This is a genomic window from Variovorax sp. WS11, from assembly GCF_010499245.1.
Classification (GTDB): domain Bacteria; phylum Pseudomonadota; class Gammaproteobacteria; order Burkholderiales; family Burkholderiaceae_C; genus Variovorax.
Genome location: NZ_JAAGOW010000001.1, coordinates 1716157 through 1741456, shown reverse-complemented (window position 1 = coordinate 1741456; position 25300 = coordinate 1716157). Strand labels below are relative to the sequence as shown.

23 protein-coding genes and 1 riboswitch are annotated in these 25300 nt (G+C 69.3%); of the genes, 16 read left to right on the top strand and 7 right to left on the bottom strand.

What is annotated here, in order from left to right:
- Positions 1-67: 67 nt before the first annotated feature.
- Genes glyQ through GXN78_RS08765 form a run of 5 tightly spaced genes read left to right on the top strand, consistent with a single transcriptional unit; the run spans position 68 to position 5370 of the window.
- Positions 68-973: a glycine--tRNA ligase subunit alpha gene (glyQ, locus tag GXN78_RS08785; protein ID WP_106557661.1), complete on the top strand. Its 906-nt coding sequence runs from the start codon at positions 68-70 to the stop codon at positions 971-973.
- A gap of 3 nt (positions 974-976) precedes the next feature.
- Entirely contained in the window at positions 977-3130 is a 2154-nt protein-coding gene (gene glyS / locus GXN78_RS08780; RefSeq protein WP_106557662.1) for a glycine--tRNA ligase subunit beta, read from the top strand.
- 12 nt (positions 3131-3142) lie between these two features.
- Positions 3143-3718: a D-glycero-beta-D-manno-heptose 1,7-bisphosphate 7-phosphatase gene (gene gmhB, locus GXN78_RS08775; protein WP_106557663.1), complete on the top strand. Its 576-nt coding sequence runs from the start codon at positions 3143-3145 to the stop codon at positions 3716-3718.
- Positions 3718-4473 carry a lysophospholipid acyltransferase family protein gene (locus GXN78_RS08770; RefSeq protein ID WP_106557664.1) on the top strand — a complete coding sequence of 252 codons (756 nt, stop codon included), beginning with the start codon at positions 3718-3720 and terminating at the stop codon, positions 4471-4473. Before gmhB ends, GXN78_RS08770 begins: the two co-directional genes overlap by 1 nt.
- A gap of 12 nt (positions 4474-4485) precedes the next feature.
- Positions 4486-5370 (top strand): SprT family zinc-dependent metalloprotease, encoded by an 885-nt coding sequence (locus tag GXN78_RS08765; RefSeq protein WP_106557665.1) that lies wholly within the window; start codon positions 4486-4488, stop codon positions 5368-5370.
- A gap of 7 nt (positions 5371-5377) precedes the next feature.
- Here the strand turns inward: GXN78_RS08765 and GXN78_RS08760 are convergent, their stop codons facing one another.
- From GXN78_RS08760 to GXN78_RS08735, 6 genes are all read right to left on the bottom strand, one after another.
- On the bottom strand, positions 5378-6148 hold the full coding sequence (locus tag GXN78_RS08760) for an SDR family oxidoreductase (RefSeq protein WP_106557666.1): 771 nt from the start codon (positions 6146-6148) through the stop codon (positions 5378-5380).
- 56 nt (positions 6149-6204) lie between these two features.
- Positions 6205-8025, bottom strand: coding sequence for a hybrid sensor histidine kinase/response regulator (locus tag GXN78_RS08755; protein WP_146163074.1), 1821 nt, complete (start codon positions 8023-8025; stop codon positions 6205-6207).
- A complete protein-coding gene (locus GXN78_RS08750; RefSeq protein ID WP_164255391.1) occupies positions 8018-8650 on the bottom strand; it encodes a response regulator transcription factor in 633 nt (210 codons plus the stop codon). The genes GXN78_RS08755 and GXN78_RS08750 overlap by 8 nt, the downstream gene beginning before the upstream one ends.
- 100 nt (positions 8651-8750) lie before the next feature.
- Positions 8751-9644: a pseudouridine synthase gene (locus GXN78_RS08745; RefSeq protein ID WP_106557669.1), complete on the bottom strand. Its 894-nt coding sequence runs from the start codon at positions 9642-9644 to the stop codon at positions 8751-8753.
- A gap of 12 nt (positions 9645-9656) precedes the next feature.
- The gene (locus tag GXN78_RS08740) at positions 9657-10982 is read right to left on the bottom strand and encodes a leucine-rich repeat-containing protein kinase family protein (protein WP_106557670.1); all 1326 of its coding nucleotides are present in this window, start codon (positions 10980-10982) and stop codon (positions 9657-9659) included.
- Between the two features lie 55 nt (positions 10983-11037).
- A complete protein-coding gene (locus GXN78_RS08735) occupies positions 11038-12099 on the bottom strand; it encodes an MBL fold metallo-hydrolase (protein ID WP_106557671.1) in 1062 nt (353 codons plus the stop codon).
- A 97-nt stretch (positions 12100-12196) separates the two neighbouring features.
- On the opposite strand from GXN78_RS08735, the gene GXN78_RS08730 reads away from it, so the two are divergent.
- The 7 genes from GXN78_RS08730 (at position 12197) to iaaH (ending at position 19891) form a co-directional block, all read left to right on the top strand.
- Positions 12197-12592, top strand: a complete 396-nt coding sequence (locus GXN78_RS08730; RefSeq protein ID WP_106557672.1) for a MerR family DNA-binding transcriptional regulator — start codon at positions 12197-12199, stop codon at positions 12590-12592.
- A 39-nt stretch (positions 12593-12631) separates the two neighbouring features.
- On the top strand, positions 12632-13348 hold the full coding sequence (gene can, locus GXN78_RS08725; protein WP_106557673.1) for a carbonate dehydratase: 717 nt from the start codon (positions 12632-12634) through the stop codon (positions 13346-13348).
- Between the two features lie 16 nt (positions 13349-13364).
- Positions 13365-15176, top strand: coding sequence for a bifunctional isocitrate dehydrogenase kinase/phosphatase (gene aceK / locus GXN78_RS08720; protein WP_106557674.1), 1812 nt, complete (start codon positions 13365-13367; stop codon positions 15174-15176).
- A gap of 24 nt (positions 15177-15200) precedes the next feature.
- Complete coding sequence (locus GXN78_RS08715; RefSeq protein WP_106557675.1) at positions 15201-16385, top strand: acetyl-CoA C-acyltransferase; 1185 nt, start codon at positions 15201-15203, stop codon at positions 16383-16385.
- Between the two features lie 106 nt (positions 16386-16491).
- The gene (locus GXN78_RS08710; protein ID WP_106557676.1) at positions 16492-17010 is read left to right on the top strand and encodes a hypothetical protein; all 519 of its coding nucleotides are present in this window, start codon (positions 16492-16494) and stop codon (positions 17008-17010) included.
- Between the two features lie 167 nt (positions 17011-17177).
- Positions 17178-18308, top strand: a complete 1131-nt coding sequence (locus GXN78_RS08705; RefSeq protein ID WP_106557677.1) for an acyl-CoA dehydrogenase family protein — start codon at positions 17178-17180, stop codon at positions 18306-18308.
- Between the two features lie 89 nt (positions 18309-18397).
- The gene (iaaH, locus tag GXN78_RS08700) at positions 18398-19891 is read left to right on the top strand and encodes an indoleacetamide hydrolase (protein WP_239142648.1); all 1494 of its coding nucleotides are present in this window, start codon (positions 18398-18400) and stop codon (positions 19889-19891) included.
- A gap of 32 nt (positions 19892-19923) precedes the next feature.
- Here the strand turns inward: iaaH and GXN78_RS08695 are convergent, their stop codons facing one another.
- Positions 19924-20658, bottom strand: coding sequence for a LuxR family transcriptional regulator (locus GXN78_RS08695; protein WP_106557678.1), 735 nt, complete (start codon positions 20656-20658; stop codon positions 19924-19926).
- 99 nt (positions 20659-20757) lie between these two features.
- On the opposite strand from GXN78_RS08695, the gene GXN78_RS08690 reads away from it, so the two are divergent.
- The 4 genes from GXN78_RS08690 (at position 20758) to thiC (ending at position 25296) form a co-directional block, all read left to right on the top strand.
- Positions 20758-21186: a YchJ family metal-binding protein gene (locus tag GXN78_RS08690; RefSeq protein WP_106557679.1), complete on the top strand. Its 429-nt coding sequence runs from the start codon at positions 20758-20760 to the stop codon at positions 21184-21186.
- A gap of 186 nt (positions 21187-21372) precedes the next feature.
- Entirely contained in the window at positions 21373-22218 is an 846-nt protein-coding gene (locus tag GXN78_RS08685) for a DUF3047 domain-containing protein (RefSeq protein WP_106557680.1), read from the top strand.
- Positions 22219-22220: 2 nt separating this feature from the next.
- Entirely contained in the window at positions 22221-23201 is a 981-nt protein-coding gene (locus GXN78_RS08680; protein WP_106557681.1) for a VTT domain-containing protein, read from the top strand.
- A 27-nt stretch (positions 23202-23228) separates the two neighbouring features.
- Positions 23229-23335, top strand: a riboswitch (TPP riboswitch).
- 77 nt (positions 23336-23412) lie between these two features.
- Positions 23413-25296 carry a phosphomethylpyrimidine synthase ThiC gene (gene thiC / locus GXN78_RS08675; RefSeq protein WP_164255390.1) on the top strand — a complete coding sequence of 628 codons (1884 nt, stop codon included), beginning with the start codon at positions 23413-23415 and terminating at the stop codon, positions 25294-25296.
- Positions 25297-25300: the final 4 nt, after the last annotated feature.

The window sequence follows — 25300 nt, the reverse complement described above, 5'->3', positions numbered from 1 at the left end:
ATGTCCGGGCGCTCTTAAAATGCCCGGTTCGCCGCGTCGAGGACTCGATCGGCCACCAAGCCCACCCATGCTCACCTTCCAACAAATCATTCTCAAGCTGCAGTCCTACTGGGACGCCCAGGGCTGCGCGCTGCTGCAACCCTACGACATGGAGGTGGGGGCCGGCACCTCGCACACCGCGACCTTCCTGCGCGCGCTCGGCCCCGAGCCCTGGAAGGCCGCCTACGTGCAGCCCAGCCGGCGGCCCAAGGACGGCCGCTACGGCGAGAACCCGAACCGCCTGCAGCACTACTACCAGTACCAGGTCGTGCTCAAGCCGGCGCCGGCCAACATCCTCGAGCTCTACCTGGGCTCGCTCGAGGCGCTGGGCTTCGATCTCAAGAAGAACGACATCCGCTTCGTCGAGGACGATTGGGAGAACCCCACGCTCGGCGCCTGGGGCCTGGGCTGGGAGGTCTGGCTCAACGGCATGGAGGTGACGCAGTTCACCTACTTCCAGCAGGTGGGCGGCATCGACTGCCGGCCCATCACGGGCGAAATCACCTACGGCCTGGAGCGGCTGGCCATGTACATCCAGGGCAAGGAAAGCATCTTCGACCTGGAATGGGCGCCCGGCATCAGCTACGGCGACGTCTATCACCAGAACGAGGTTGAGCAGTCGACCTACAACTTCGAGCACAGCGACGCCGATTTCCTCTTTACCGCCTTCGCCGCGCACGAGAAGCAGGCCAAGCACCTGATGGAACAGAAGCTCGCGCTGCCGGCCTACGAGCAGGTGCTCAAGGCGGCCCACAGCTTCAACCTGCTGGATGCGCGCGGCGCGATCAGCGTGACCGAGCGCGCCGCCTACATCGGCCGCATCCGCAACCTCGCGCGCAGCGTGGCGCAGAGCTACTACGAGAGCCGCGAGCGCCTCGGCTTCCCGATGGCGCCGCGCGAGTGGGTGGCCGAGATGACGAAGAAGGCGGCCTGAGCAATGAGTACCCATAACAACCTGCTCGTCGAGCTCTTCGTCGAGGAACTGCCTCCCAAGGCGCTCAAGAAGCTGGGCGATGCCTTTGCCGGCGTGCTGCGTGACCAGCTGGCAGTCCAGGGCCTGGTCGATGCGGGCTCCGTGCTGACGGCTTATGCGTCCCCGCGCCGCCTGGCGGCTCACCTCACCCATGTCGGCGCGCAGGCCGCCGACCGCGCGGTCTCGCAGAAGCTGATGCCGGTGACCGTCGGGCTCGATGCGGCCGGCCAGGCGACGCCGGCGCTGCTCAAGAAGCTGGCTTCGCTGGGCGCCGACGCCGCGGCCGTGCCTGGCCTGCGCCGCGCGATGGACGGCAAGGCCGAGGCCCTGTTCTTCGACAGCAGCGCCAAGGGCGCGACGCTGGCCGAGGGCCTGCAGAAGGCGTTGGCCGAAGCCATCGCGAAGCTGCCCATCCCCAAAGTCATGAGCTACCAGCTCGAATCCGGCTGCGCGCTGCCCGGCTGGACCAGCGTGAGCTTCGTGCGCCCGGCGCACGGGCTGGTCGCGCTGCATGGCGATGTCGTGGTGCCGGTCGAAGCCCTGGGCCTGCAGGCCGGGCGCGAAACCCATGGCCATCGTTTCGAGGCCCAGCGCGACCCGATCGTGCTGCGCGATGCCAACAGCTATGCGGTGCAACTGGAAGAAGAAGGCGCTGTGATCGCCGGCTTCGAGGCGCGCCGCTCCGAGATCGCGCGCCGGCTGGCCGAGGCGGCGCTGTCGGCCGGTGCCGGCGCGCAGCCGATCGACGACGACGCACTGCTCGACGAAGTCACCGCGCTGGTCGAGCGCCCCAACGTGCTGGTCTGCGAGTTCGAGCGCGAGTTCCTCGGCGTGCCGCAGGAATGCCTCATCCTCACGATGAAGGCCAACCAGAAGTACTTCCCGCTGCTCGACGCCGCCGGCCGGCTCACGAACAAGTTCCTGGTGGTCAGCAACATCCGCCCCGGCGATGCCAGCGCGGTGATCGGCGGCAACGAGCGCGTGGTGCGCCCGCGCCTGGCCGATGCCAAGTTCTTCTTCGACCAGGACCGCAAGAAGTCGCTCGCCTCGCGCGTCGAGGCCCTCGGCAAGGTGGTCTATCACAACAAGCTCGGCACGCAGGGCGAGCGCGTGGAGCGCGTAATGCGCATCGCGCACGCCATCGGCGAGCAGCTGGGCGCGGCTTCGGGCGATGCCGCGCTGGCCCCGCATGCCGTGCAGGCGGCGCAGCTCGCCAAGGCCGACCTGGTGACCGACATGGTCGGCGAGTTCCCCGAGCTGCAGGGCATCATGGGGCGCTACTACGCGCTGCACGACGGCCTCGACCACGCCGTGGCCGACGCCATCGAGGACCACTACAAGCCCCGCTTCGCCGGCGACGCACTGCCGCGCGGCCCCGTGGGCATCGTGGTCGCCCTGGCCGACAAGCTGGAAACCCTGGTGGGCATGTTCGGCATCGGCAACCTGCCGACCGGCGACCGCGACCCCTTCGCGCTGCGCCGCCATGCGCTGGGCGTGATCCGCATGCTGACCGAGCGCCACCTGTCGCTGGACCTGCGCGCCCTGATCGGCCAGGCCCACGCCGCCTTCGGCGCGCCCAAGGCCGGCGACCATCCGCTGGCCGACCCGACCGATGCGTTGGAGGCCTTCATCTACGACCGCCTGGCCGGCAGCCTGCGCGAGCAGGGCGCCAGTGCCCAGGAGGTCGAGGCGGTGCTCGCGCCCGCGCCGCAGCGCCTGGGCGAGGTGCCCAAGCTCCTGGCGGCGGTGCGCGCCTTCGCCGCCTTGCCCGAAGCGCCGGCGCTGGCCGCGGCCAACAAGCGCATCGGCAACATCCTCAAGAAATCGCCCGAGGCCGATGCGCATGTGAGCGAGCTGCTGCTGCAGGCGCCGGCCGAGAAGGCGCTGCACGCCGCGATGCAGAAGGTCGTGCCCACCGCCAATTCGCAGTTCGACGCCGGCGACTACACCGCCTCGTTGCAGACGCTGGCCGCGCTGCGGGAGCCGGTCGATGCCTTCTTCGACGACGTGATGGTCAATGCCGAGCAGTCCGACCTGCGGCTCAACCGCCTGGGGCTGCTGATGCTGCTGCACCGGGCCATGAACCGGGTGGCGCAGCTGGAGCGGCTGGCCGCCTGATCGAGGCACCCCATGAAAATCGTCATCCTCGACCGCAACGGCACGCTCAACGTGCACCGCGAGGACTTCGTCAAGAGCGACATCGAATGGACGCCGCTGCCCGGCGCGCTGGAGGCGGTGGCGCGGCTCAACCATGCGGGCTGGCATGTGGTGATTGCCTCCAACCAGTCCGGCTTGGGGCGCGGGCTGTTCGACATGGCTTCGCTCAATGCCATGCACGCCAAGATGCACAAGATGCTGGCGGCCGTCGGCGGGCGCGTGGATGCGGTGTTCTACTGCCCGCACAGCCCCGACGAGAACTGCGAATGCCGCAAGCCCAAGCCGGGCCTGTTCCTGCAGATCGCCGAGCGCTATGGCGTGGACCTCGCTCACGTGCCGACGGCCGGCGACAGCCTGCGCGACATGCAGGCCGGCGCCGCCGCCGGCTGCGAGCCGCACCTGCTGCTGACCGGCATGGGCGCGGCCTGCCGCGGCATCCCCCTGCCGCCCGAATACCCGCCGAACACCCGCGTGCACGAAGACCTGGCGGCCTTCGTCGACTTCCTGCTGGAACGCGAAGAGCGCAATGCCTTGAACGTGGCCGTCTGATGTCCCTTCTCCGATCCATCGTCCACGCCCTGTGGATGCTCGTCACCGTGGTGCCATGGGGCCTGATCATGGTGGTCAGCTCGCTGTGGAAGCGCGGCGTGCCGTTGTACTGGATGGCCGCGCGCTGGCTCGGTTGGGCGATCGGCGGCGCCCGGGTACTGCTGGGCATCGAAACGCGCGTCACCGGCATGGAAAACTTGCCCCAGGACAAGCTCGCCGGCTGCGTCCTGCTGGTGAAGCACCAGTCGACCTTCGAGACCTTCCTGATGCCCACGCTGATGCCGCATCCGCTGGCCTATGTGTTCAAGAAGGAACTGATCTACGTGCCTTTCTTCGGCTGGGCCATGGCGCGGCTGGACATGATCCACATCGACCGCAGCCAGCGCACCCAGGCCTTCAACAAGGTGGTGGCGCAGGGCCGCGCCCTGCTGGCCCAGGGCATCTGGATCATCATGTTCCCGGAGGGCACGCGCATCCCGCGCGGGCGGCAGGGCATCTACAAGACCGGCGGCACGCGGCTGGCCTGCGAGACCGGCGTGCCGGTGATCCCGATCGCCGTGACTTCGGCCAAGGTCTGGCCGCGCAAGGCCTTCGTCAAGCATCCCGGCGTGGTCGATGTCTCGATCGGCCCGGCGATCTCCAGCGTGGGGCGCAAGCCCGACGAGCTGATGCGCGAGGTCGAAGCCTGGATCGAGGCCGAGATGCGCCGGCTCGACCCCGAAGCCTACGTTTCGGCGGAGACGGTGTCGGCCTGAGGCTCGAACACCATGCGCAATCTGCTGCAGTTCACGCTCGACCTGTTCGACGCGCCGGTGCCGCCACCGGCGCCGCCCGTGCCCACGCCTGCAGACAGCGCCGCGCCGCCCGCAATTCCCCTGGCCGACGCCATGAGCCCGGCCAGCTTCGTCCATCCGCGCGCCACGCGCGAGCTCACGCTGGGCAACGCCCGCGTGGCCTACGAGTTCAATCGCGGCAAGCGGCGCACCATCGGGTTCATCGTCGGCGCCGAGGGGCTGACGGTGCGCGCGCCGCGCTGGGTGCCGCTGCGCGACGTCGATGCGGCGGTGAAGGAGAAGGCCGACTGGATCCTGCGCAAGCTCGCCGAAACGCAGCAGCGCCATGCCAAGCTGGAGGCGGCACGCATCGAGTGGCGTGACGGAGTGAGCTTTCCTTTCCTGGGCGAGCCGGTGGTGGTGCAGCTCGATCCGCGTCACGGCTTCGAGGGCGTGGGCGCCATGCTCGATGCGGGCGCGGGCGGGAAGACGCGCGTGCTGCGCCTCGCGCTCGCGAACAACGCCGCCGCGACCCAGATCCGCGATGCCGCGCAGGCCTGGCTGATGCGGCAGGCGCGGCGCATCTTCACCGAGCGCCTGGACCACTTCGCGCCGCGCCTGGGCGTGACCTGGCACAAGCTGACTTTGTCGAACGCCTCGACGCGCTGGGGCAGCGCCAGCGTTGACGGCGCGATCCGCCTGCACTGGCGCCTGGTGCATTTCCGGATGCCGGTGATCGACTACGTGGTCGCCCACGAGTTGGCCCATCTGCGCGTGATGGACCACAGCCCGCGCTTCTGGGAAACGGTGGAGAGCGTGGTGCCGGACTATGGGGATTTGCGGCAGCAACTCAAGGACCAGCCGGTGCCCAAGTGGTGAGTGCGCGCTATCGCGCGTGCGTCACGCCCCCATCGACCACCAGCGTCGACCCCATCACATAGTCCCCCGCCCGCGAGGCCAGGTAGATGGCCGCCGCCGCCATGTCCTCCGGCTCGCCGATTCGCCCGGCCGGGATGCGGCCCTTGATCTCCTCGCCGTGGTCGCGTGCGTCCTTGTTCATGTCGGAGGCGAAGGCGCCCGGCGCGATCGCGCTGACGACGATGCGCTCCTGCGCCAGGCGCAGCGCCATGCGGCGCGTGAGCTGGATCAGGCCGGCCTTGCTCGCCGCATACGAGTAGGTTTCCTGCGGATTGACCGAGATGCCATCGATCGAGGCGATATTGATGACCTTCGCCAGGTGATCCGTGGCCGCCTTCTTGAGCATCGGCGTCAGCGCCTGGGTCAGGAAGAAGGGTGTCTTGAGATTGAGGTCGACCACCTTGTCCCAGCCGCTCTCGGGGAACTCGTCGTAGGGCGCGCCCCAGGCGGCGCCGGCATTGTTGACGAGGATGTCCAGCGTGCCTTCGTGCTTCGCATAGGCGGCGACCAGGGCCTTCGCGCCTTCGACCGTCGACACGTCGGCCGGCAGCGAGACGCAAGGGCCGAAGGCCGAGAGCTCCTTCGCCGTCCGGTCGCAGGCCTCGGCCTTGCGCGCCGAGATGTAGACGCGCGCGCCCTGGGCCAGGAAGCCTTCGGCGATCATGCGGCCGATGCCGCGCGAGCCGCCGGTGATCAGGGCCGTGCGGCCCGCGAGAGAGAAGAGTCGGGTGGTGTCCATGCGGGTTGTCTCCTGAGGTGCGAGACAAGCTTAGTGCGCGTGGGCACCGTAGGGCGTCACTTAGGCGCCACTGCGTCCGATGCTTCCTCGTCCAGCGCCAGCACCACCTCCTGCAGCGTGCGCGCGAGCCGGTCGCCGTCCAGCGGCTTGTGCAGGATGCGCGCCGCCACGGTCGAGAACTCGCGGAAGCGCGAGGGCGCGGTCTCGCCGGTCACGATCACCGCCGGCAGCAACGGGCGGCGCCAGCGCACGCGCTCGATCACGTCCAGGCCGGTTTCCTCGCGCAGGCGGTAGTCCACCACCATGACGTCGGGCTCGAAGCCCTCGGCCAGCGCCTGTTCCGCCTTGGCGCCGCTCGCCACGCCCTTGACCGACCAGCCCAGCTGGTGCAGGTAGGTGCACATCGCGGACAGCACCTCGGCCTCGTCGTCCACCAGCAGCACTGCCAGCCGCGTGCCGTCGAAGGAACGCGCCAGGGCGGTCGCGACTTCGGGATGGCTTTCGTCCATCGGCGCGGCGGGGGCGATGTGCAGGGCGAAGGTGGTGCCGCGGCCCGGCTCGCTGTCCAGTCCGATCTCGATCTTCAGCAGATCGGCCGTGCGCCGCACGATCGCCAGGCCGAGGCCCAGGCCCTGGCTGCGGTCGCGCGAGGGATTGCCGATCTGGTAGAACTCCTCGAACACCCGCTCGCGCTCGCTCTCCGGGATGCCGGGGCCGGTGTCGCTCACCCGCACCAGCACCCGGCCGTCGGCGGCGGCTTCGGCCGACAGCGTCACGCCGCCGCGGGTGGTGAACTTGATCGCGTTGTTCACCAGGTTGCCGACGATGCGGATCAGCTGGTCGGCGTCCGTCAGCCCCCAGAGCGGCGTCTCCGGCGCCGCGACCTTGAGGAAAAGCCCCTGCTGCGCCGCCAGCGCGGCGTACTCGTCGCGCGAGGCGCGCAGCACAGCGCCGATGTCGTGCGGCGCGAACTTGGCCTCGATGGTATGGGCGTCGAGGCGCGAGATGTCCAAGAGGCCGTCGAGCAGACCGCTGCTCTGGTGCAGCGCGCTCCCGATGCCGCGGCTCACCTCCTTGAGCAGCGGATCGGGCGAGCGGCGTGCCAGGATGTCCAGCGTGGTCGCATTGATCGACAGCGCGTGCAGCGGCTGGCGCAGGTCGTGGCTGGCGGCTGCGAAGAAGCGGGTCTTGGCCTCGCTGGCGGCGGTGGCGCGGTCGCGCTCCTGGCGCACGACCTCGGACAGCAGGGCGTTGTCGTCGAGCACGTTCATGAGCTTGTGCAGCATGCGGCCCTGGTCCCGAACGGTGGCAAGCAGCATGAAATACACGAGCACGATGCCGGCCGCGAACATGTAGCCCACCGCGCTGCCGCGCCAGGCCCAGCCGCCGGCGAGACAGCAGAAGGTGAGGGTGCAGAAGCCGACGAAGGCGCGCTGCGAGCCGGCGACCGAGGCGGCGCCGATGGTGCAGCCGGCCATCAGCACGGCGGCCACGGCCATCGGCGCGAAGTCGCCGGGTGCGTAGAAGGCGAAGGGAACGATGCTCGCGGTCGACACACCGTTGAAGTCGAAGCCGCGCAGCAGCCGCGGCAGGTACTGCAGCTGGACCTCGGGCTCGACGCGCTCCACCGCCAGCCCCAGGCGCCAGCGATACACCATCACGGCGCCGGTCAGCACCAGCCAGATCCACGGCCAGAGCTCCACACCCTGGCGCCAGACGATGAAGGCCACCAGGATGTAGCCCAGGTAGTTGAGCGGCAGGCGCCGCGAGTACTCCAGGATCAGCTGCAGCCGGCGCTCCAGGATGCGCCGCCCGATCCGCGCCTCGCGCGAGGCCCCGGCCAGCGGCATCGGCGCCGATGCGGAGGTCTCAGTCAATGCGCACGCCCTCGCGCGAGGCCTGGTAGGCGGCTTCGGTCCTGTTGCGCACGCCCAGGGCCGTGTAGACGGCGGTGAGGTGGGCCTTGACGGTGGATTCGGCGATGTCGAGCTGGCGCGCGATCAGCTTGTTGGGCAGGCCGCGCGCGGCCGCGCGGTAGACGTCCATCTGACGCGGGGTGAGGCCGGCGAGCCGCGGGTCGTGGCCCGCCGCCGCGGTGCTTTCCACCGCCGGCGGGGGCGCCGCGTTGAGGGTTTCCAGCGGCAGGAAGATGCGGCCTGCCAGCACCTGCTCCAGGGCCGCGACCATCATTTCCGAGCTGTATTTCTTGGGGATGAAGCCGGCCGCCCCCAGGTCCACAGTGTTGCGGATCATCGTGGCGTTGGTGTCGCCCGACAGCACCACGATACGCGCCATGCAGCCGGCGTCGCGCAGGCGGCGGATCGATTCCTCGCCGTTGCAGTCGGCCAGGTGCCAGTCCAGCAGCACGAGGTCGAACTCGGCCAGTTCCACCAGCTTGATGGCATTGCTCATTTCGCCGGCGGTTTCCACGCGCAGCTCGGGCACCAGGACGCTCAGCAGGTTCTTCATGCCCTGCAGGAACATCACGTGGTCGTCGATCATCAGTACGTTCATCGGGACCGAGTATTCATCAGAACCGGGCCGGATTGAACGGGCTAAGACTTTGGTCGAAGCGGGTTTGTCGGGAGCGACGAGGACTCGTTCACAGGGCGAGCGAGCGGGGGCTTTCGAAGGCGCGCGGCCGCCCGTCGAGCGGATCGCGAAAAGCCAGCGACTTGGCCAGCAGCTGCAGCGGCCGCTCGAAGTCCTCGATGCCCTCGGGCAGCAGCGTGGGGTAGAGGGCGTCGTCGCGGATCGGCAGGCCCAGCGCGGCGCAATGCACGCGCAGCTGGTGGCGGCGGCCGGTCACGGGCGACAGACGCAGCCGGGCCCAGCCGTCGCGGGCCTCCAGCAGCTCGAAGCGGGTCTCGGCATTGGGCTCGCCGTCCACCTCGCGCATGCGCATGAAATGGGTGTCGTCCACCAGGCGGCTGCGGCGCACGTCGGGCAGGGCCGGCGTACCGCGCCAGGGCACGATGGCCTCGTAGTGCTTGGTCACGGCGCGCTCGGCGAAGAGCGCATGGTAGGCATGGCGCGTGGTCGGCTGCACCGAGAACAGCACCACGCCGGCGGTCTCGCGGTCGATGCGGTGCAGGGGCGCGAGCTGGTCCAGGCCCAGCTTGCGCTGCAGGCGTACCAGCAGGCTCTGCTGCACGTACTTGCCTACCGGCGCCACGGTCAGGAAATGCGGCTTGTCCACCACGAGCAGGTGCTCGTCGCGGAACAGCACCGTCTCCTCGAAGGGCACGGGCCGCTCGTTGTCGAGCGAGCGGTAGTAGAAGACGTGCAGCCGCGCCTGGTAGGGCCGCGTCGGCGTGACGAGGATGCCGTGCTGGTCCACCACCTCGCCCGCCCGGATGCGCGCTTCCCAGGTGGCGCGCGGGATGGCCGTGAAGCGCTCGACGAGGAATTCGACGATGGTGGGCCAGGGGCCCGTCGGCAGCGCGACCCGGCTCGGTCCGACGCCGTCGCGGGTGGGAAGCGGCGCGGCGGCCATGGCGGGCGGGCCTCAGGCGGCGGCCAGGGCCGCGGCGATCTCGGCGAGCAGGGGGCGTGCGCCGGCCTCGGGCTGGGTGCAGCGCGCCTGGAGGTCGGCCCATCGCGCCAGCGTGGCGCTCTCCGAATCGTCCGCAGGCTGGCAGCGCGATTGCAGCTCCTCCAGCAGCAGCCCGAAGGCGCGCGCTTCGATGCGCTGCAGCGCCAGCGCCTGGTCGGGCTGGTCCGGCGGCAGGAAGGAGGCAGCGCCGAAGTCGCCCAGCAGGCCGTTGCCCTCGCCGTCCCACAGGATGTTGTGTGCGTAGAGGTCGCCGTGCAGGATGCCGTGGGCATGCAGCTGCGCGGCGGCCGACGCGATGCCGCACGCCAGGCGCCGGGCGGTCGCCAGCGGCCAGGCGGCGTCTTCGGCATAGACGTCGCGGGTGCAGGAGTCCAGGCTGGGCGGCCCGGCCAGGTTGCGAAAGCGCGGGTCCACCAGGGCCAGCACCAGGCCGGACGTGCCTTCGGGGTGGTCCTGGATGCGGCCCTCGACCGCGATCAGGCTCGGATGCGCGCCGGCGGCGATGCAGGCGGCCATCTCGCTGTGCGGCCAGCCGTCGCTGGTCACGGCGCCCTTGAACAGCTTCACGGCCACGGGCCGAACGTTGCCGTCTTGCTGCGCCCAGTCGGCGCGATGGATCACGCCGGAGGCGCCTTCGCCCAGCTTGTCGTGCAACGACAGGCGCCGCCACTCGACCGCTGCAATGGCCGCTGCTTCCACCGCGGCCGTCTCGGCCCGGTCGTCGAAGGGGTTGCCGGCGAAAGCCAGCCAGGCGAGGCGGGGCAGGGCGGGCAGCCAGTCGGGCAGGGCCTCGAGGCGGTTGGCCGAGATGCGCAGCAGCTCCAGAGCGCGGCAGGCGGCCAGCTCGGCCGGCAGAACCTGGAGGCGGTTGCCGGCGAGCATCAGCTTCTGCAGCCGCGTGCAGCGGCCGATGGCGGAGGGCAGCGCGTCGATCTCGTTGTCGGTCAGGATCAGCCAGCGTAGCGCAGGCGGCAGCGATTCGGCCGGCACCGTCCGGATCCGGTTGGCCTTGAAGCCGACCATGTCGAGGCTGCCGCACCGGCCCAGCGCAGCGGGCAGCTCGGTGAAGCGGTTGTTCGAGCAGAAGAGCACGCGCAAGCGGTGCAGGCGGGCGAGGTCCTCGGGCAGAGCCGACAGGTCATTGCCCGAGAGGTCGAGCTCCTCCAGCGTGTCGGCCAGCCCGAAGATCTCCCGCGGAAACTCGGTGAGGCCGCAGCGCAGCGCAAGCCGTCGCGCTCCCGCCAGCTGCCCGCTGCGCAGCTGGTCCATTGTGTTCATTGGAGTACCTTCGCCTTCGGCTGCGTGCTATTCGACTTGGGAGCGGCCCGGCGTCTCATGCAAAGACGCCGAAGCGCCAGACGCCATCCTCGCCCTTGCGCCGCTGCAGCTGTCCCTCGAACCACAGCAGGTGCAGGTGCGCCACGGTCTCGCCCAGGGCGAAGGTGGTCTGGTGCACGTCGAGCGCACGCTTGAACAGGATCGGCAGCCCCTCGGCGCCGCTCAGCGGCCGGGTCGTGCCGGCCTCCAGCAGCTCGGCCAGGCGGTCGCGGTGGTGGTCCTGCAGCTGCTTCACGCGCTGGTGGATGCCGGTAAAGGGCTTGCCGTGCGAGGGCAGGCCGAGTGCGTCGGCCGGCAGCGCCTTGAAGCGGTCGATGCTGTCGAGGAACAGGCGCAGCGGGTTGGCCTCGGGCTCGCCCGCATGCACGCTCACGTTGGTGGAGATGCGGGGCAGCATCATGTCGCCGCCCAGCAGGGCATTGAGCTCTTCGCAGTACAGCGAGATGTGCTCTGGCGCATGGCCGTAGCCGCTGATGCAGCGCCAGACGCGCCCGCCGATGCGCACCTCGTCGCCGTCGAGCATGCGCACGAAGCGCGACGGCACCGAGGGCACCATGTTGGCGTAGTAGTTGGTGCGCCCGCGGATGACGGCCAGCGCCTCGGCATCGGCCAGGCCGTGCGAGACGAAGAAGTCCGCCGCCGCCTCGCCGCCGGCCAGCGTGTCGCCGCTGCTGGTGAGCACGCGCGCGACGTGGTAGTCGGTCGAGCTGATCCACAGGGGCGCGTTCCAGCGCTGGCACAGCCAGTCGGCCAGGCCGATGTGGTCGGGGTGCATGTGCGTCACGATCACGCGCAGGATCGGCAGGCCCTCGAGCTCGTTCGCGAAGACCTGCTCCCATTGCGCGCGCGAGGCCTCGTGCGCGATGCAGCAGTCCACCACGGTCCAGCCCTCCACGCCGTCGATGCTGTCGCGCAGCAGCCAGAGGTTGATGTGGTCGAGCGCGAAGGGCAGTGCCATGCGCAGCCAGCGCACGCCCGGGGCCACCTCGAAAGTCCGGCCCGGAGCCGGCAGCGTGTCACCGTGGGGGTAGTGGAGTTCGCGTTCGAGCAAGTTCATGTAGGATTGACGTTAACGTAAACGTCATGGGGAAGACCCATCATTGTAGGCAGTCAGGCCCGAAGCTGCTGTCACCCGCGCAATCCCCACCGAACGCATGTCTTCGCAGACCTTCACCATCGGCGAGCTCGCCAGGGAATTCGACCTCACCACGCGGGCGATCCGCTTCTACGAGGACATGGGCCTGCTCGCCCCCGAGCGCGCCGGGCAGCAGCGCGTCTACACCGCGCGCGACCGGGCTCGCCTGACCCTCACGCTGCGCGCCAAGCGTCTGGGCCTGAAGCTGAACGAGGCCAAGGAGATCCTCGACATGTACGACAGCCCGCGCGACACCGTGCCGCAGCTGCAGCGCTTCCTCGGCGTGCTGGGCGGTCACCGGGCCCAGCTCGAGGCGCAGCTGGAGGAGTTGCAGGCGAACATCGCCGAAGTCCGCGCGCAGGAGAAGCAGGCTCGCGCAGCGCTGGCGCGCGCCGGCAAGCCCAAGATCCGCTGAGCATCCACGCTTCATTTCAATCACCATCCCCGGAACACCATGGACAACACGCCCGACAACCTGGAGGATCTCTTCGCCCACAACCGCACTTGGTCGGCGCGCATGGAGCGCGATCGCCCCGGCTTCTTCACCAGCCTGGTGAAGCAGCAGACGCCCAAGTACATGTGGATCGGCTGCTCCGACAGCCGCGTGCCCGCCAACCAGATCACCGGGCTGGAGCCGGGCGAAGTGTTCGTGCACCGCAACGTCGCCAACATCGTCGTGCACTCCGACCTCAACGCGCTGTCGGCGATCCAGTTCGCGGTCGAGCGGCTCAAGGTCCAGCACATCATGGTGGTGGGCCACTACGGCTGCGCAGGCGTCAAGGCGGCGCTCGAGGGCGCGCGCATCGGCCTGGCCGACAACTGGATCCGCCACATCCAGGACGTGCGCGACCGCCATCGCGTGCTGCTCAATTCCCTGCCGGAAGAACTGCGCGCCGATGCCTTGTGCGAGCTCAACGTGACGGAGCAGGTGGTCAACGTGGCGGTCAGCACCGTGATGGAGGATGCCTGGAGCCGCGGGCAGGCCGTGTCCATCCACGGCTGGGCGTTCGGCGTACACGACGGGCTGCTGCAGGACCTGGGCATGACGATCAACGCCATCAAGCCGGTCGAGTCCCTGTACAAGGCTGCGGTGCAGCGCATCCGCTACAAGTGGAGCAAGCGGGCCGAGGAGCCCCAGACCGATGCCGACCCCGCGCAAGCCGAGCCCTGAGGCCTGAGCCCTGCCCATGTTCCCGCAGCGCCTCGATTCCCCGCTCGCCTATGACATCGCCAAGGCGATGCGCGACGGCTTCGATCGCCACTACCGCCTCTTCCGCGCCGAGTCGGCGCGCGCCAAGCACCGCTTCGAGACCGCCGACTGGCATGGCCAGCAGCGGGCGCAGCGCGAGCGCATCGAGTTCTACGACCTGCGGGTGAGCGAAGCCGTGGCCCGACTCGAGAAGGAGTTCAAGGCCGGCGAGCAGCCCATGGACGTCTGGCACCAGGTCAAGCTGCACTTCATCGGCCTCTTGGTCGACCACCACCAGCCCGAGCTGGCCGAGACCTTCTTCAACTCGGTCACCACGAAGATCCTGCACCGCGCCTACTTCCAGAACGACTTCATCTTCGTGCGGCCGGCCATCAGCACCGAGTACATCGAGCCGCGCGGCGCGCCCACCTACCGCGCCTACTATCCCGAGCAGCACACGCTGGCCGACACGGTCGGCCAGCTGCTCGAGGACTACGCGCTGCAGGGCCGTTACGCCGACATCCGGCGCGATGCCGAGCGCGTCGCCGCGGCCATCCTCGGGCGCTTCCACCAGGTCAAGCTGCGCGCCAACTTCCAGCTGCAGGTGCTGTCGGGGCTCTTCTATCGCAACAAGGGCGCCTACGTGGTGGGCAAGATCATCAACGGCTTCATCGAGCTGCCCTTCGCGCTGCCGATCCTGCACGACCGCGCCGGCAAGTTCTACATCGACGCCGCGCTCTTCGGCGAGGAAGACCTGCAGATGCTCTTCAGCTTCGCGCGGGCCTACTTCATGGTCGACATGGAGGTGCCATCGGCCTATGTGCAGTTCCTGCGCTCGCTGATGCCGAGGAAGCCGCGCGCCGAGATCTACAACGCCCTCGGGCTGGCCAAGCAGGGCAAGACGCTCTTCTACCGCGACTTCCTCTATCACCTGAACTACTCGACAGACCGGTTCCGCACCGCGCCCGGCATCAAGGGCATGGTGATGCTGGTGTTCGACCTGCCCTCATTCCCCTACGTGTTCAAGCTGATCAAGGACTTCTATCCGCCGCAGAAGGACACCACGCGCGAGCAGATCAAGAGCAAGTACATGCTGGTCAAGCAGCACGACCGCGTGGGCCGCATGGCCGACACGCTGGAGTACAGCGACGTCGGCTTCCCGCTGGACCGCTTCGAGCCGGGGCTGATCGAGGAGATCAAGCAGTTCGCGCCCAGCCAGCTCGAGATCGGCGACCGCGACGGCAACGGGGAGATGGAGGTGGTGCTCAAGCATGTCTACATCGAGCGCCGCATGATCCCGCTCAACATCTACCTGCAGGAGGCCTTCGACCAACTGGAGCATCCCGAGCATGCCCACCGGGCGGGCAAGCAGCTGGAGCACGCAGTCATCGAGTACGGCAATGCCATCAAGGACATGGTTGCGGCGAACATCTTCCCCGGCGACATGCTGTGGAAGAACTTCGGCGTCACGCGCGGCGGCAAGGTGGTGTTCTACGACTACGACGAGATCGAGTACCTCACCGACTGCAACTTCCGCCGCGTGCCGACCCCGGTCCACGAGGAGGACGAGTTGAGCGGCGAAGTCTGGTATTCGGTCGGCCCGAAGGACGTCTTCCCCGAGACCTTCGGCCCCTTCCTGCTCGGCAACCAGGCGGTGCGCGAAGCCTTCATGGCCCACCATGCCGACCTGCTCGACGCCGCCTTCTGGCAGAGCCACAAGGAGCGCATCCAGGCCGGCCAGATGCTCGATGTTTTCCCCTATGACGAGGCGCAGCGCTTTCAGCACGATGGCCACGCGCCGTACTTTTGAAATCAACTTGAAAAGGAGCACTTCATGTCCGAATCCATCGTCATCGTCGGCGCCGCGCGTACCCCCATGGGCGGCTTCCAGGGCGACTTTTCTTCCCTTGCCGCGCACGACCTGGGCGGCGTGGCCATCAAGGCCGCCGTCGAGCGCGCGGGTATCGCACCCGACACGGTCGGCGAGGTGCTGTTCGGCAACTGCCTGATGGCCGGCCAGGGCCAGGCGCCGGCGCGCCAGGCGGCCTACAAGGGCGGCCTGCCCGACAGCACGGGGGCCGTCACGCTCAGCAAGATGTGCGGCTCGGCCATGAAGGCCGCAATGCTGGCGCACGACCTGCTGCTCGCGGGCACGCACGAGGTGATGGTCGCCGGCGGCATGGAGAGCATGACCAACGCGCCCTACCTCATGCTCAAGGGCCGCGGCGGCTACCGCATGGGCCACGACCGCATCTTCGACCACATGATGCTCGACGGCCTCGAAGACGCCTACCAGCCCGGCCGCTCCATGGGCACCTTCGGCGAGGACTGTGCGGCCAAGTACAAGTTCACGCGCGAGCAGCAGGACGCCTTCGCGATCGCCAGCGTGGAGCGCGCCAAGGCCGCCACCACTTCGGGCGCCTTCAAGGCCGAGATCGCGCCGGTCCTGGTCAAGGGCCGCGGCGGCGACACCCTGGTCGAGATCGACGAGGGCCCGGGCAAGGTCAAGCTCGACAAGATTCCCAGCCTCAAGCCGGCTTTCAAGAAGGAAGGCGGCACCATCACCGCCGCCTCCAGCTCCTCGATCAATGACGGCGCCGCGGCGCTGGTGATGATGACCGAGAGCACCGCGAAGAAGCTGGGCGCCAAGCCCATCGCGCGCCTCCTCGGCCATGCCACCCACGCGCAGCAGCCCGAGTGGTTCTCGACCGCTCCGGTCGGCGCGGTGGCCAAGCTCTTCAAGAAGACCGGATGGGGCGTGAAGGACGTGGACCTGTGGGAGGTCAACGAGGCCTTCGCCGTCGTGCCGATGGCGCTGATGCACGAGCTCGACGTCTCGCATGCAGTGGTCAATGTGCACGGCGGCGCCTGCGCGCTGGGCCATCCCATCGGCGCCAGCGGCGCGCGCATCATGGTCACGCTCATCCATGCGCTCCAGCAAAAGGGCAAGAAGCGCGGCGTCGCCACCCTGTGCATCGGCGGCGGCGAGGGCACGGCGGTCGCGCTCGAACTGGTCTGAAACAGGCGGGCACGATAACTGCAGATACAGCACCGCGAAGGCGCTGACCATCGGCAAGGGGCGCCTCGTTCGATGCGCAACTTTCCGATGCTGGAGTTTTTTGTCTATGCCCTCACCGATCTCGCAGGCCCAGTTCAAGAAGCTTCGCCTGCTGTTGGGTCAAGGGCGCGTCGCATCGGTCTACAGCTACCTCGCGGACCGCGGCTTTCACTATGCGTGCTGGGCGGCGGGCGATGTCGGCAGCGACGCCGCGGCCCAGGGGTACGGCGGTACGGTGCCCGGGCTGCGCCTGGAAACGGCGCAGGGCCTGAAGGCGAGCGAGCTAACGCAGATCCGGCTGGCCATGGCCTGCGGCTACCTCGACGCCCTGAGCCTGCAATTCGAGCAGGGTCCTCTGGTCAGCCGCGACGTCACTGCGGAGGAAACCGCCGAATTCCATGGCGAGGTCTTTCGCATCCATTTCCTCGGCCTCAACGACTGGTCTCTTCACATCCCCTTCGAGCAGCAGGAGAAGGCCGGCGGCCTCGAGGCGGTCGAGCGCTACTGGCAGGGCGTGCTGCGCACCTCGGCGCAGCTGAACGCGCGAGCCATTGCCCGGGCCGCCGCGGCCTTGCTGGCCGCCTGACGCAATCCCGCACGGGTTGACACTTTTTGCCGTTTTTCGGCGGCCTGTGACATTTCTTGGCCAGCGGCGGGCGCGGGCCGGGCAGGGCGAGCGCTCCCTAGAATGACGGATTCCCCACTCTCGGAGACATCCTTTATGCCCCCGGCCTTCGCCATCAAGGAGTCGCCATGCTGCTGACCCCCGACCAGGAAGCGATCCGCGACGCGGTGCGCGCCTTCGCCCAGGCCGAGCTCTGGCCGAACGCCCCGCGCTGGGACCGCGAGCACCTCTTTCCGAAGGAAGCCCACGCGGGCCTGGCGGCGCTGGGCGCCTACGGCATCTGCGTGCCGGAAGAGGACGGCGGAGCCGGCCTCGACTACCTCACGCTGGCCCTCGTGCTGGAAGAGATCGCGGCCGGCGACGGCGGCACCAGCACCGCCATCAGCGTTACCAACTGCCCGATCAACGCCATCCTCATGCGCTACGGCAACGCACAGCAGAAGAAGAAATGGCTGCAGCCGCTGGCGCAGGGGCAGATGCTGGGCGCCTTCTGCCTGACCGAGCCGCAGGCCGGCAGCGATGCCTCTTCGCTGCGCACCACCGCGCGCAAGGACGGGGACGGCTGGGTGATCGACGGCGTCAAGCAGTTCATCACCAGCGGCCAGAACGGGCAGGTGGCGATCGTGATCGCCGTCACCGACAAGGGCGCGGGCAAGCGCGGCATGAGCGCCTTCATCGTGCCCACCGACGCGCCGGGCTACACCGTCGCGCGGCTGGAGGACAAGCTGGGCCAGCACTCCAGCGACACCGCCCAGATCAACTTCGACGCCTGCCGCATCCCGGCCGAGAACCTGATCGGGCAGGAAGGCGAGGGCTACAAGATCGCGCTCGGCGCGCTGGAGGGCGGCCGCATCGGCATCGCCGCGCAGAGCGTGGGCATGGCGCGCAGCGCCTTCGAGGCGGCACTGGCCTATGCCAAGGAGCGCCAGGCCTTCGGCGGCCCGATCTTCGAGCAGCAGGCCGTGGGCTTCAGGCTGGCGGACTGCGCGACCCAGCTCGAGGCCGCGCGCCAGCTGATCTGGCATGCGGCCAGCCTGCGCGACGCCGGGCTGCCCTGCCTGAAGGAAGCGGCCATGGCCAAGCTGTTCGCCAGCGAGATGGCCGAGCGCGTCTGCAGCGCTGCCATCCAGACGCTGGGCGGCTACGGCTACGTCAGCGACTTCCCGCTGGAGCGCATCTACCGCGACGTGCGGGTGTGCCAGATCTACGAAGGCACGTCCGACATCCAGAAGCTGCTCATCCAACGCGCGCTGGCTTGACGCGCTGCTGGGCTGTCATCGATACGGATGACAGACAAGCACGGCGCGGCGGCGCACCATGGAACCTTCGTTCCACGGAAGCGTCCGCCATGCCCATCGACCACCGAGTCCCGTCCGTCCGCGCCGCAGCGCTCGCCCTGTGCGCGGCCGCCTTCGCTTCGTCCGCGAGCGCGCAGGGCGCGCCGCTGGACATCGCCACGCTGACGGCGAGCGAAGCCGCACAGCGCCTCTGCACCGGCTCGCTCACCAGCGAGCAGCTGGTGGCGGCCTACCTCGCCCAGGCCAAGGCCAAGCCGCAGCTCAATGCCTTCATCACGCTGGACGAGGCCGGCGCCATGAAAGCCGCGCGGGCTGCCGATACGGCGCGCCGGCGCGGCGGTGCCTGCAAGCCGCTGGGCGGGCTGCCGGTGGCGATCAAGGACAACATCCAGGTCCAGGGCCTGCCGGTCAGCGCCGGCACGCCCGCGCTCAAGGGCTTCGTGGCGAGCGCCGACGCGCCGGTGGTCGTCAAGCTCCGCGCGGCCGGGGCCGTGGTGCTGGGCAAGACCCACATGCACGAGCTGGCCTTCGGCGTCAGCGGCTACAACCCGGCCTTCCAGACCGGGCCCGACGTGGGCGTGCGCAATGCCTACGATGCGACGCGCGTCGCCGGCGGCTCCTCCTCGGGCAACGGCGCGGCGCTGGGTGCGCGCATGGCGCCGGCCGCGCTGGGCACCGACACCGGCGGCTCGGTGCGCATTCCCTGTGCCTTCAACGGCTGCGCCTCGCTGCGTCCCACCGTGGGCCGCTATTCCCAGCAGGGCATCGTGCCGATCTCGCACACGCGCGACACGGCCGGGCCGATGGCGCTCTCCGTGGCTGACCTGGCGCTGCTGGACCGCGTCATCGCCGGCGGCGCGCCGGTGGTGCCGGCGGATCTCAAGCGCGTGCGGCTGGGCGTCGCCAAGGGCTTCTACGCCAACCTCGACGAGGACACGCGCGCGGCCACCGATGCGGCGCTGGCCAAGCTGCGCGGCGCGGGCGTCACGCTGGTCGACGTCGACATGCCGAAGCTGGCCGAGCTCAATGGCGCCGTCAGCTTCCCCGTCGCGCTCTACGAGATCCATGACGACCTCGCGGCCTACCTGCAGAAGTACCGCGCCGGCGTCGACATCCGCCAGGTGGCCGCGGGCATCGCCAGTCCCGACGTCAAAGGCACCTTCGAAGGCCTGGTGCTGCCGCGCAAGCTGCCGGCGGCGCAAGGCGTGGTCGATGCCAAGCCGGCCTACGACAACGCGATGCGCAAGGCGCGGCCGGCGCTGCAGAAGCTCTATCGCGACACCTTCAAGAAGCACCGGCTCGACGCGCTGGTCTTTCCCACCGTGCCGCGCGTGGCGCTGGCCGCCACGCCCGAGTCCAGCAGCATCGAGAACTTCAGCCTCTTGATCCAGAACACCGACCCCGGCAGCAACGCCGGCATCCGGGGCTGCACGTTGCGCCGGACTGGGCGCCACGAGCGGTCTGCCCGTGGGGCTGGAGCTCGACGGCCGGCCGGCAGCGATCGCCGGCTGCTGGCGGTGGGGCTGGCGGTCGAGGGGTGCTAGGCGGCTGCCTGTGCCGGCCAAATAGGGGCAGCTCAACGCCCCGGCACCCACGCCGCCAACGCCGAGCGCCGCTCGATGCCCAGCTTGGCGAAGATGCGCCGCAGGTAGGTGCGCACCGTCGGCACGCCGACGCCCGCGCGCCGCGCGATCTCCTTGTCGGTCAGCCCTTCGCATACCGCGTGCGCCACCTGCTGCTCGCGCGTGCTCAGGCTGGCCCAGGCCGCCTCGCGTGCGGCGGCGGGCGAGGCCTTTCGCTGCGCGCGCTGCAAGGCGCCGATGAAGGCCGGCTCGATCAGGTCCAGCAACTCCGCCTCGTGCGCGCCGAAGTCTCCGCGCCCGCGCCGCCGCCAGATCCGAAGGTCGCCCAGTGCGCGCTCGCCGTCGAAGGCGTGCAGGTTCATGCCCCAGTGCAGGCCGTCGCGCGACAGGAAGTCGTTGAAGAATGCGGTGCGCATCAGCGCGCGCTGCGGCATCACCTCGGTCACGCGGGTGGCACGGCGGCGCGCTTGCAGCACGAAGGTGATGGGGTCATGGTGCTGATGCCACTGCGCATAGCGGTCGAGGTTGTCGGCCTCCATGTTCAGCGCGACCCGCTTCCCGAAAGTCCCGCTTTCCGCATCCCACACGAAGGAGGCGAACTGGTCCGCCCGCAGCAGATCCAGCAGTGCCCAGCCCATGCGTTCGCGGATTTCGCGCTCGCCCTGGTCCTGTGCGAGCAGCGCGAAGATGCCGCACAGCGCCTGCTGTTCCGTAGCCTTCAGGTACATGGCCGTTCTCCTCGTCCTTGCCGAGCCTAGGCTGCGAGCAAGCATCGCGCCATCGGGCGATTCAGGGTTGCACAATGCGCGCACCCGCGTAAGCCCTCGATGCCCAGATCCGCACCCGATCCTTGCCCCTGCGGCCGCCGCGACCCCCGCGGCGCCGTGCTTGCCTATGGCGGCTGCTGCGGCCGCTACCTGGACGACTTCGCGCGCACCCCGGCTCCGGACGCCGAAACGCTGATGCGCTCGCGCTACACCGCCTTCGTGCGGGAACGGGCCGACTACCTGCTGGCGACCTGGCATCCCTCGCACCGCCCGGAGCGCCTGGACTTCGAGCCCGGCGTGAAATGGCTGGGCCTGGAGGTGCGCGCCCATGTCGAGCGCGATGCCCACCATGCCGAAGTCGAGTTCGTGGCCCGCCAGCGCAGCCGCTCGGGCGCAGCCACCCGTCTTGGGGAGCGCAGCCGCTTCGTGCGCGAGGAGGGGGAGGGCCGCCTCCTCCGTTGGTACTACCTCGACGGGGTGATGCGCTGAATCGGCGCTGCGCTTTCAATACTCAGACTGCCTGATCGAGCCTGGCTTTCTTGCTACGGATTCGATAGCAAGGCGGGGCATTGTGCGCAAATCGGAGACAGTCCGATTCCTTTTGGCTACTTTATCCGCGGCGCCTCGGGCCCCACACTCCTTCCAGTCTCAGAGAAATACCGCACCGAGGGCACCATGGCGACGAAGTACAGCACGATCATCATCCCGACCGCATCCCGTTGGATCGGCGCGATGCTGGCCGCGCCGATTGCCGCCTTTGCCCTCTGGCTGGTCGCGCCGGCTGCCCATGCCGACGAACTCACGGTCACCCCCTTCTCCAGCGCCCGTGGTGGCCAGGCGCCCCAGCCGTGGCGCTTCACCAGCCTGCCCAACAAGACGCCGACCCGCTTCGAGGTGATCCAGGAGGGCGCGCAGAAGGTGCTGAAGGTCGAGGCCGACCAGTCCTACGGCAACCTCGTGCACGCCACCCGCGTGCCGCTCAACCCCTCCACCACGCTGGCCTGGCGCTGGCGCGTCGACACCTTCGTGGAAGACGCCAACCTGCGCACCCGTGCCGGCGACGACGGCGCCGCCAAGCTCTGCGTCTTCTTCGACTTTCCGGCCGAGCGCCTGTCCTTCGGCGAACGCACCCGCCTGGCGCTCGCGCGCCGCACCACCGGCGAAGAGGTGCCCAGCGAAGCGCTGTGCTACGTGTGGGACAAGAAGGAAGCCAAGGGCACCTCGCTGGTCAACGCCTTCACCCAGCGCATGCGCATGGTGGTGCTCGAGTCCGGTCCCGCGGCCGACAAGGCGGCCTTCGTGAGCGAGCGCCGCAACCTGCTGGCCGACTACAAGCGCGCCTTCGGCGACGAGGCCGGCGACACCCTGCCCGACGTGGTGGCGGTCGCGGTCTCGGCCGACGCGGACAACACCCAGGGCCACGGCTTGGCCTATTTCACCGACATCGACCTGCGCAGCTTCGCGACGACGCGCAGCGCCGGATTCGTGCTACCGCCGGCGCGCGCCGGCTCGGCGGAATAGCGATGAACGATCTCGTCGCTCTTCTCTCCGCGCAGGGCGCCGCCGTGGTCTTCCTGGCCACGCTGGCGACCCGCCTGGGCGCGCCGGTGCCGGCTGCGCCTTTTCTGATCGTCGCCGGCGGGCTCGCCGTCGGTGGACAGCTGTCCTTCATCGCCGTGCTGCTGGCCGCCGTGCTCGGCAACATCCTCGGCGACGGCGCCTGGTTCCTGGCCGGGCGCCGCTGGGGCTACCGCGTGATGCGCTTCCTCTGCCGCATCTCGCTGTCGGCCGACACCTGCGTGCGGCGCAGCGAGTCCATCCTCGGCCGCTGGGGCGGCCTTTCGCTGATCGCGGCCAAGTTCGTGCCGGGCGTCTCGGTGGTCGCGCCGCCGATGGCCGGCGCGCTGGGCATGTCGAACACGCGCTTCATGGCCTACGAAACGCTGGCGGCGCTGATCTGGGCGCTGGGCTTCCTGGCGCTCGGCGGGCTGTTCCATGGCGCGATCCAGGACGTGCTGGCGGTGATGTCCAGCGTCGGCCTCACGGCCACGCTGGTCGGCACGCTGCTGCTGGCCGCCTTCGTCGCCTGGCGCTATCGCGAACGCCGCATCGCGCGGCAGGTCGAGGATATCGAGCACGTCGAGGTCGGCGCGCTGCGCGAGGCCCTGGCGGTTGGCGCGCGCCTCATGGTGGTCGACCTGCGCTCGGTCGAAACGCGCAAGATCGACGACCGGGCCGTGCCAGGCGCCGTCGGCATCACCTATGGTGAACTGGACGATCGCCTGGCCGAGCTGCAGGCCGCGCGCGAGCTCGTGGTGTTCTGCGACTGTCCGAACGACGAGACCGCCATCGCCGCCGCGCGACTGCTGTCCAAGGCCGGCCTGCCGCGCGTGCGCGTGCTCGCCGGCGGCATCGCAGCCTGGGCCGCTGCCGAGGCGCTGGATTCGGAGCCCGCCCCGCTCGACGCCGACGTGCCGCCGGCCGCCGCCGCACATCCCGCTTGATCCCTTTCCCGCACGGGGCCTAGAATCGGTCCCGCTCCGGGGTGCACGCGCGATGCGTACTGAGATGGCCAAGCGGCCGAACCCGCGAACTTGATCTGGTTCATACCAGCGTAAGAAGAGCTGCGACTCCCCGGCCACGGAACCCTCCCATTTCCGCCGCGCCGATCCGGAGCGATCGCGGAGCACCCATCCAACCGAAGGAGTGCCCCGCATGAATGCCCCTGACAAGTTCGCCTCGCTGCTCACGCTGACGCGCGAGCCTTTCCCCGCGTCCACCAAGAGTGCCATCGCGAGCCCGCGACGCCCCGACATCCAGGTGCCGGTGCGCGACGTGCTCCTGACCAACGGCGAGACCGTCTCGCTCTACGACACCTCGGGCCCGTACAGCGACCCGTCGGCCGACATCGACGTGCGCCGCGGCCTGCCCAGCGTGCGCGGCGGCTGGATTGCCGAGCGCAACGATACCGAGGCCTATATCGGCCGCATCCGCCAGATGCTCGACGACGGCGCCACCCATGCCGACCGCGATGCCCAGAAGCTCGCCGAGCTGCGCGCCGCCGCCTCGGGCCTGCAGCGCCAGCCGCGCCGCGCCTCGCCCGGCCGCAACGTGAGCCAGATGCACTACGCGCGCCGCGGCATCGTCACGCCCGAAATGGAGTACGTGGCCCTGCGCGAGAACGGCAAGCGCGAATGGATGGCCGAGTACCTGGCCGACGCCGCACGCGAGAAGCGGCTCGCCGGCAACCCGATGGGCGCGCAGATCCCCAAGCTCATCACTCCCGAGTTCGTGCGCGACGAGGTGGCGCGCGGCCGCGCCATCATCCCGGCCAACATCAACCACCCCGAGGTGGAGCCGATGGCGATCGGGCGCAACTTCCTGGTCAAGATCAACGCCAACATCGGCAACTCGGCCGTCACCTCCAGCATCGAGGAAGAAGTGGAAAAACTGGTGTGGGCGATCCGCTGGGGCGCCGACAACGTGATGGATCTTTCCACCGGCCGCAACATCCACACCACGCGCGACTGGATCGTGCGCAACAGCCCGGTGCCCATCGGCACGGTGCCGATCTACCAGGCGCTCGAGAAGGTCGGCGGCGTGGCGGAAGACCTCACCTGGGAGATCTACCGCGACACGCTGATCGAGCAGGCCGAGCAGGGCGTGGACTACTTCACCATCCATGCCGGGCTGCGCCTGCCCTTCATCCACCTCACCGCCGACCGCCGCACCGGCATCGTCTCGCGCGGCGGCTCGATCATGGCCAAGTGGTGCATCGCGCATCACCGGGAGAGCTTCCTCTACACGCACTTCGAGGACATCTGCGAGATCATGAAGGCCTACGACGTGAGCTTCTCGCTCGGCGACGGCCTGCGCCCCGGCTGCGGGGCCGACGCCAACGACGAGGCCCAGTTCGCCGAGCTGCGCACGCTGGGCGAGCTCACGCAGATCGCCTGGAAGCACGACGTCCAGACCATGATCGAAGGCCCCGGCCACGTGCCCATGCACATGATCCAGGCCAACATGGACGAGCAGCTCAAGCACTGCCACGAGGCGCCCTTCTACACCCTGGGCCCGCTGACCATCGACATCGCGCCGGGCTACGACCACATCGCCAGCGCCATCGGCGCCGCCATGATCGGCTGGGCCGGCACCGCGATGCTGTGCTACGTCACCCCCAAGGAGCACCTGGGCCTGCCCGACCGCGAGGACGTGAAGCAGGGAATCATCGCGTACAAGATCGCGGCCCATGCCGCCGACGTGGCCAAGGGCCATCCGGGCGTGCGGGCGCGCGACGACGCGCTGTCCAAGGCCCGCTTCGAGTTCCGCTGGCAGGACCAGTTCAACCTCGGCCTGGACCCCGACACCGCGCGCGAATTCCACGACGAGACCCTGCCCAAAGACTCCAGCAAGGTGGCCCATTTCTGCTCCATGTGCGGGCCGAAGTTCTGCTCGATGAAGATCACGCAGGAGGTGCGCGAGTACGCTGCCGCGCGTGGCCTGGCCGCGGAAGAGGCGGTGGTCGACGGCATGGCGGGCAAGTCGGCCGAGTTCGAGGCGGCGGGCGGGGAGATATACATCCCGATCCAGCCGAGCTAAAGGG

What these genes read in the sequence shown, in the direction of transcription:
- glyQ (WP_106557661.1), top strand. Translation starts at nt 68, where the DNA reads ATGCTCACCTTCCAACAAATCATTCTCAAGCTGCAGTCCTACTGGGAC.
- glyS (WP_106557662.1), top strand. Translation starts at nt 977, where the DNA reads ATGAGTACCCATAACAACCTGCTCGTCGAGCTCTTCGTCGAGGAACTG.
- gmhB (WP_106557663.1), top strand. Translation starts at nt 3,143, where the DNA reads ATGAAAATCGTCATCCTCGACCGCAACGGCACGCTCAACGTGCACCGC.
- GXN78_RS08770 (WP_106557664.1), top strand. Translation starts at nt 3,718, where the DNA reads ATGTCCCTTCTCCGATCCATCGTCCACGCCCTGTGGATGCTCGTCACC.
- GXN78_RS08765 (WP_106557665.1), top strand. Translation starts at nt 4,486, where the DNA reads ATGCGCAATCTGCTGCAGTTCACGCTCGACCTGTTCGACGCGCCGGTG.
- GXN78_RS08760 (WP_106557666.1), bottom strand. Translation starts at nt 6,148, where the DNA reads ATGGACACCACCCGACTCTTCTCTCTCGCGGGCCGCACGGCCCTGATC.
- GXN78_RS08750 (WP_164255391.1), bottom strand. Translation starts at nt 8,650, where the DNA reads ATGATCGACGACCACGTGATGTTCCTGCAGGGCATGAAGAACCTGCTG.
- GXN78_RS08745 (WP_106557669.1), bottom strand. Translation starts at nt 9,644, where the DNA reads ATGGCCGCCGCGCCGCTTCCCACCCGCGACGGCGTCGGACCGAGCCGG.
- GXN78_RS08740 (WP_106557670.1), bottom strand. Translation starts at nt 10,982, where the DNA reads ATGAACACAATGGACCAGCTGCGCAGCGGGCAGCTGGCGGGAGCGCGA.
- GXN78_RS08735 (WP_106557671.1), bottom strand. Translation starts at nt 12,099, where the DNA reads ATGAACTTGCTCGAACGCGAACTCCACTACCCCCACGGTGACACGCTG.
- GXN78_RS08730 (WP_106557672.1), top strand. Translation starts at nt 12,197, where the DNA reads ATGTCTTCGCAGACCTTCACCATCGGCGAGCTCGCCAGGGAATTCGAC.
- can (WP_106557673.1), top strand. Translation starts at nt 12,632, where the DNA reads ATGGACAACACGCCCGACAACCTGGAGGATCTCTTCGCCCACAACCGC.
- aceK (WP_106557674.1), top strand. Translation starts at nt 13,365, where the DNA reads ATGTTCCCGCAGCGCCTCGATTCCCCGCTCGCCTATGACATCGCCAAG.
- GXN78_RS08715 (WP_106557675.1), top strand. Translation starts at nt 15,201, where the DNA reads ATGTCCGAATCCATCGTCATCGTCGGCGCCGCGCGTACCCCCATGGGC.
- GXN78_RS08710 (WP_106557676.1), top strand. Translation starts at nt 16,492, where the DNA reads ATGCCCTCACCGATCTCGCAGGCCCAGTTCAAGAAGCTTCGCCTGCTG.
- GXN78_RS08705 (WP_106557677.1), top strand. Translation starts at nt 17,178, where the DNA reads ATGCTGCTGACCCCCGACCAGGAAGCGATCCGCGACGCGGTGCGCGCC.
- iaaH (WP_239142648.1), top strand. Translation starts at nt 18,398, where the DNA reads ATGCCCATCGACCACCGAGTCCCGTCCGTCCGCGCCGCAGCGCTCGCC.
- GXN78_RS08695 (WP_106557678.1), bottom strand. Translation starts at nt 20,658, where the DNA reads ATGTACCTGAAGGCTACGGAACAGCAGGCGCTGTGCGGCATCTTCGCG.
- GXN78_RS08690 (WP_106557679.1), top strand. Translation starts at nt 20,758, where the DNA reads ATGCCCAGATCCGCACCCGATCCTTGCCCCTGCGGCCGCCGCGACCCC.
- GXN78_RS08685 (WP_106557680.1), top strand. Translation starts at nt 21,373, where the DNA reads ATGGCGACGAAGTACAGCACGATCATCATCCCGACCGCATCCCGTTGG.
- GXN78_RS08680 (WP_106557681.1), top strand. Translation starts at nt 22,221, where the DNA reads ATGAACGATCTCGTCGCTCTTCTCTCCGCGCAGGGCGCCGCCGTGGTC.
- thiC (WP_164255390.1), top strand. Translation starts at nt 23,413, where the DNA reads ATGAATGCCCCTGACAAGTTCGCCTCGCTGCTCACGCTGACGCGCGAG.